The organism is Sulfurovum sp. (assembly GCF_041562805.1).
GTDB lineage: Bacteria > Campylobacterota > Campylobacteria > Campylobacterales > Sulfurovaceae > Sulfurovum.
The window spans coordinates 1-6616 of sequence record NZ_JBFFOH010000140.1 but is presented as its reverse complement, the minus strand read 5'-3'; the positions used below and the strand labels follow the sequence as shown (position 1 = coordinate 6616).

General features: G+C 41.8%; 6 protein-coding genes. 5 read left to right on the top strand and 1 reads right to left on the bottom strand.

The window, feature by feature from the left end:
• The first annotated feature begins 21 nt into the window (after positions 1–21).
• The 5 genes from ABYK33_RS12665 (at position 22) to ABYK33_RS12645 (ending at position 6266) form a co-directional block, all read left to right on the top strand.
• Positions 22–366, top strand: a complete 345-nt coding sequence (locus ABYK33_RS12665; protein ID WP_373033627.1) for a hypothetical protein — start codon at positions 22–24, stop codon at positions 364–366.
• A 302-nt stretch (positions 367–668) separates the two neighbouring features.
• On the top strand, positions 669–4247 hold the full coding sequence (locus tag ABYK33_RS12660) for a putative Ig domain-containing protein (protein ID WP_373033625.1): 3579 nt from the start codon (positions 669–671) through the stop codon (positions 4245–4247).
• Between the two features lie 29 nt (positions 4248–4276).
• On the top strand, positions 4277–4918 hold the full coding sequence (locus ABYK33_RS12655) for a type II secretion system protein (RefSeq protein ID WP_373033623.1): 642 nt from the start codon (positions 4277–4279) through the stop codon (positions 4916–4918).
• Complete coding sequence (locus tag ABYK33_RS12650) at positions 4918–5757, top strand: type II secretion system protein (protein WP_373033621.1); 840 nt, start codon at positions 4918–4920, stop codon at positions 5755–5757. Before ABYK33_RS12655 ends, ABYK33_RS12650 begins: the two co-directional genes overlap by 1 nt.
• Positions 5733–6266, top strand: coding sequence for a hypothetical protein (locus ABYK33_RS12645; RefSeq protein ID WP_373033619.1), 534 nt, complete (start codon positions 5733–5735; stop codon positions 6264–6266). The genes ABYK33_RS12650 and ABYK33_RS12645 overlap by 25 nt, the downstream gene beginning before the upstream one ends.
• Positions 6267–6378: 112 nt before the next feature.
• On the opposite strand, the gene ABYK33_RS12640 is transcribed toward ABYK33_RS12645, so the two are convergent.
• The coding region (locus ABYK33_RS12640; RefSeq protein WP_373033618.1) for a sigma 54 modulation/S30EA ribosomal C-terminal domain-containing protein at positions 6379–6616 on the bottom strand (238 nt) is incomplete at its 5' end.

The window sequence follows — 6616 nt, the reverse complement described above, 5'->3', positions numbered from 1 at the left end:
TTTTTAGCAGGTACTTACTACTTGCTAGAGGCACCTAACACAACCAAGTCAACTGCAGCATCACTAGGTCTTCAGATCGATTATCTAATCCGTGCAGGTGAACATTTTAACATTTTCATGGGTATTAACGGTGGTGCTATCCAGTCAACTTTCGAATATGATGTAGCAGGTACTACGCAATACGTAACAAACCAAAATCCCTATGCCGGGGTACAAGCCGGTGTGAATATCGACATCATTGAGAACTTGGGCCTTGAATTCGGTGGCCGTGCAAAGCACGTTTTTAGAGAGGCCAACACATACGCTATCAGCGACATGTACGAGGGATACGCCTCTATCGTCTTTAAGTTTACCGGCGAATACTAGTCTTTCTCTTTGCATAACAGATTTTTCTGTTATGCAAACTCTTCGTAACTTTTCATAAATAATTCTTCTTGACAGTTGTCTATGTATACGCGCTAAAAGTTTTCTGCATCGATAGTACCTGTGATTTAACAGCTGTTTTTATCAAAAAAATTCTATTTTTCCCCATTATACATCTTACATATAATCAAAGTTAATAGCTAAATTTAAGACAAAATGAAATAAAAAGACTCTATACTGTAATTACAATGCAAGAGTATTGTAAAGATTATAAATATATGTTTCTAAAATTTCAAGGAGTAATGATGAACCTCTTAAAGATGTTTTCACACATTTTTGCAGTCTTGGCTGTAACAATGTTTTTTACCTCGTCATTGTCAGCCATTTGTGTCGGTGATAGACAAGTAGATTGGATTACGACCACTTCTTTTTACACAAACACCAATGATGTATCGTCAAACAAACCGGATTACAACGTTATTGACGTGACAACACCCGGTATATTAAACTTAACACTGACTGATCTTGATGTCAATGAAGATTTGATAGTAACCCTCTATGCTGATTTGGATTGTGGCGGAGCTGCTATATGGAGCGGTAGTACTAGTGGCGTAGGTACGACGATATCGACTAGCGTTAACGTTATATCAGCAGGCGTTTACACCTTACAAATTTACGGTAGTTCCAGTGGTCAAGTAACGGATTATCGGCTTGATGGGACCTTTATTGCTTCGACAAACCCGCCGATCATGGGTACCATTCCTAACCAGTTCTTTGAAATAGGCGTTCCTTTTAGCTTTAGTCTTCAACCTTATGTGACACAAACAGAGGGTCATGCCATCACTGCGTATGATATGACAGGTCTGCCAGGATGGGCTATATTGGACACAGCTACCGGTATTGTTACCGGTACTCCGGATGCCAATGGAACATACACGATTAATGCAAGTGCGTATGATGTAGACGGATGGTCGAATATAGAGACCTTTTTGTTGGACAGCACCCCTTTGCTGGCACCTATTATGGGGAATGTCCCTGACCAAGATGTTATAAAAGATCAGGCATACTCGTTTGACCTTTCTCCTTATGTAACAAGCAGTACAGCAGTAACCTATTATGTAATCGGGAGCTTGCCTGCGGGGTTGACACTGGACTCAGCCACTGGTATTATCAGCGGCGTAGCTACGGTTGCTGGCACTGTGACCTTGCAATTCTATGTAGAAGATACCAGCGGGGTAGCATCAAATACCGATGAGGTTGTTATTTCCGTTACTGCAGCCGGTGCAGCAAGCGATTTGGACTTGTTAAAAATCTCATCAACACGATTGACAGAGGTCGGCACAACGGTGATGTACTCGATAACAATTGCCAATACAACGAGTTCAGTTCTGACTGATGTCAATATTACAGATATTTTGCAGACATTCAACTACGATCTTCTGACGGCAACAGTGGGAACACTGGTCGTTCCTTCCCCGGACGTAAATATTACTATCATTGAATCCAATACATTTACCTGTAGTATTACTGCACTTGACCGAATTGAATGTAATGGGGGAACCATAGATAAAAGAAGTGGTCCCCATGGTGTACCCGGGCTACAACGTATCTACTACTCAATTACGACACCGCTTACACCCAACCCGGCTTACCTGTTAAACACAGTGTCAGTAAACGGGTCAATAACAGAAGTCAATGCATCGGTCCTCTCTGCATCCGGTATAGGAGGGTACAGTCCGCCGACAACGCCGCCTATACGTGCCGATATGATTGAAGGCGGTCTATGGACAAGTACAGGTATAGATGACTATAACAGTGGTGCCATACAGGTTATTCAGACCAAAGTAAGCGGCGATAATGTTCTTTTGACAGCTGTTCACCTGGATGGCGAATCAAATGCTACGGCATATACGCCTGCAAACAGTGCTCAAAACTTTTTAGTTATGCCTTACATCAGTGACGGTTTCTGCGGTTCGCAGAGCGAACCGTTGCTTTTACCTGATGGCAATGTTGCACGATTTTTAATACCATCAGGTCAGGCATCTACGGACCTAGTCGTCAAAATGCCTGATTATGCAAACAGGGTAAGAAGAATCGTAGTCACTTATCTGGATTTTGATGTTATCGCACCGTCTGATGGAGATACCTGCGCAATAAGCTCTTCAACAAACGGTAACCTGCCAGGGTTGCCGCAATGTGTCAACTCGGAACAGGTCTACTATAACACCTTTGGTCTTGAAACGTACGCCCGTTGTGCCGCCAACAATGGTGAACCTTGTACATCAAACAATGGCGGATACAGTTGCGGTCCAGGCGATACAAGCTGTACAGGCTATAACCCGGTTTATGACAACCAATTTGGCTGCTTAATGTGTACACTTAACATACAACCTGAATGTTCGTCAGATAATTTCGCTCTTCGTCCTGCCCAGTTTGATATAAATTCTTCTGATGCAAGTTATCCGGACTTATTGCGTGCCGGACAAGATTATGGATTAACGATCAATGCCATGGACAAGAATTTGACAGTTCCTACTATAGGGTATGACCAGGCCGGTGCAGCAATTAAGGTAGATAATTTGACAAAGTATTATGCCAATAATGGCGGTACAGAAGTTGCCGGTGCACTCATGTCGGGCGATGGTAACTTTAGTAATGCGTTTGCCTTTAATAATGGTGTGTCATCAGCGGCAATGTTCTCCTATAGTGATGTAGGTGATATCACTATACATATGGAAGATAGAGATTGGGCATATGTTGATATTATTAATCCAAACGATACAACAACACATGATTGTGCAGTAGATGGAGCTTATGTTTGTGGTGACAAAAACGCTACCTTTATTCCTGACCATTTTGATGTTGCAATTGATTCTCTACACGACAACAATGTTAGTGACAAGTTTACATACCTTTCTAATGATTTAAATATGTCAGCAAAGCTAGGGGTGACTATAACTGCAAAAAATGCAGTAGGCGTGACAACAAGGAACTTCAAACAGCCAGCATTTGGCCGTAACTATTATGAAAACAATGTTACTGTTGGTCTTAGAGTTTTTCCTGTAGCAGGGTTTACAGGTTTTAATGTGCATGACATCAATACATCAGTAGCACTCGGATTTGATTTGGGTGAAAAACAGATTGCTTGGGATGAGGAAAACAGAACGAAGCAGCTGTTGATAAATTTTCCTAGAACAACCAATACTCCTGTTAACCCATTTATACTATATGGAAATCGTGTAAATGTTGACGTTAATTCAACGTATACGGGAATTGCGCCGGAAGGCACGGCGAACATCAATGGGACAAAGAATGCCGAGAATGACAATGCAACATTTGTTTATGGACGCGTTCATGCACCTAGATACCGTGCTATGTGTGGTGGCGGAGCACCGTGTCCGGCTAATGTTACGTTCTTTTATGAATTTTATGCTGACAAAGATGCAAATGCGACGCTGATAACACAACTGCTTGGTGGCAGTAAAAACCGCAGTGTTGACAGTGTGAACTGGTATCGCAATAGTGAACATAACACCTCGACTGATGGCAATGTGACATGGACAACGCAAAACATTCCAGGTAACTTAACTCAGGGAACTTTTATTTTTACAACACAAACGACATCATCGACATATAATTATGATGCCACAAAAGGCTTCCCATATAAAGCAACGCTAACAATACCAGAAGGGACAATTACCCCAGGCAGTGGTACCCAATCTTGGCTGATTTATGACAAATATACTGCAGGTGCAACACAAGTACAAAGTCCTGTGGAGTATTATGGCCCGGGGACATGGACGTCAACAGGTGACAATACCACTCATTCAACTAGCAATACTGGCACAGCGAAGAAAAACACTAATCGGAGAATTCGATGGTAACTATATCAAGAACTAGTTTGGGAACAAATATGTTAAAACGGGCTGCATTCACAATGATAGAGCTTATATTTGCTATTGTCATCATTGGAGTGACTGTTTTAACAGTTCCATTGATGATAGAGACAAACAACAAAGCACTAGAGGGAAATATAGCACAAGAGGCAATTTTTCTAGTGTCATCCGTTTTGTCAACAACAACAGCATTGGTGTGGGATGAAAAATCAATTACGTCCACTGGTTCAGCAGACAATTACGTTTTATCAAAAATACTAGACGTAGGTTCGGTCGGTTCGACTTATGGACGAATAGATGCTGCTAGTACATTACGCATAGGCGGACTTCGTGAAGACAAACACCGTCAATTCTTTGATTATAACGGCGCACCAACTGCACCACTGCAAGTGGGTGAAGAGACACTTGTCGTACCTTTGGATAATTCTGTGGCTGCCATAGCGGGTTATAAACAGGCATATACGATTGTAGCAAAACGTGTATATGTTTCTGATACTATTGCCGACCCTTTTGTCTTTTCAACTTCTGCAGATGCCGGACAAACAAATTTGAAGATGACTGAAATATCTATTAATGGTGAAGATGGAGCTGTCATAGCTAATCTTCGTGCCTATACCGCAAATATCGGTGAAGTTGATTATGCTAAAAGGAGTTTTTAATGCGTAGAGGCTTTACACTTTTAGAGGTCGTATTCGTTATTGTTATTATGGGTATATTAGCAAAATTCGGTACGGAACTTCTTTATAAAACTTACGAGAACTATGTGTACAGTAATACCTTTAACCGACTTGAGAATCAGAGTGAAATGGCAGTTAAACAGATTGCCAACCGTTTGCAATACCGTATAAAAGATTCAACAATAGCAAGAGATACTCCAGGTGCAGCGCCTGAACCTATTGGAAGCAATACAGGCAATGAACTTGTACTGGAATGGATAGGTGCAGATATCGATGGCTGGCGCAGTACAACTTTACCGGAGTGGAGCGGCTTTATCGATCTTATGGATTCAAACGCTACACAACTTGCTACACCAGGATCACAATATGTCGGTGTTGATGGTGCACTGTTCTTTATCGGATCAGATGTAGATCTTTCATCCAACTTTGGCTGGGGTGCTGGTGGAATTGGAGTGCAAAGTGCAGCAATGCACCCTGTGACGTTTACTGCAGGACCACTGATTGTTCCTAAAGCTGGTACAGGTGATTTTTCCAGTTCTGTTGGCGGGGTATATGAATTTTATCAGTTTTCAAGGTCTGCTTATGCCATTAGTTTAGAGGCCGGCAATAAACTCTATTTCTATCACGATTACAAACCTTGGGATGGGGAGAGTATGACAACTGCCGCGGCAGCAGGAAACAAGCAATTGATCATGGAAGATGTCAAAACCTTTCACTTTACATCGTTGGGTGATATACTAGTTGTTCAGGTATGCGTTTCAGATAAAGATATAACCGGTGAAGGGGAGTATTCAATATGCAAAGAAAAAGTAGTTTTCTAAATTCTAAGAAGAGACAGACAAGAAATGGTTTTGCTATGATCATGGCGATATTTTTTATGATCATTATGGCAACACTCCTCTCGTATATGCTGACGTCCACAACAGAAACAGCAAAACGTACAACCAATGATTATGTGCTTGAACAAGAACAGCTGCTTGCTAAAAGTGCGGTAGAGTACGCTATATTAAGAGTTTCAGCCTTTGATAGAAGCGGTGCAGATGGTATAAATGGGACAGCTGATGATATCTGTTTACCAGGATTTACAGCACGATACCCTGAAACAGATCCAAAATTATTTGACATAACGGTCACAATAAATTATTTTGGATTTGGAGATGGTTGCGCACCGCTTTTCCCAGTCGCACCAGCAATAGGGTCAATTGGGTCAATTGCTACCCCTGAATCAAATGGTAGCATGTTGATCGATGTGTATATAGAAAATGATGCAGTTGGTCTAACTTTATCTGAGCCTGTCCGTTTTCACCGTCGAACCCTGCAAAAACTTTAAAAGTTCGTTATACCGACATTGAGCGTATTAGTCTCATTCAGTTGGTTTTCAGACGGGCTACGCCATCTTTTCGTAGCACGTAGCACGTAGCACGTAGCACGTAGCACGTACTCTAGTAAAGCCCGAACTTCCCATCATTGCGTTTGTAGAGAACGCGGGTTTTACCTTCATTATCGAGAAAGATCTCAAACTGCTTGTCGCCTGACTTAAGATCTTCAAGAACGTCAGCTACCTCTTTAGGTTTGTACAATTCCAGTTCTACGGGAACTATCTCGTCTTCTTGTGCCTCTGCGGCTTCTTTAATGTTGGTTGTGTCGTTTTTAGCGCTGTTAAGGCTTTCATTGCGGTGA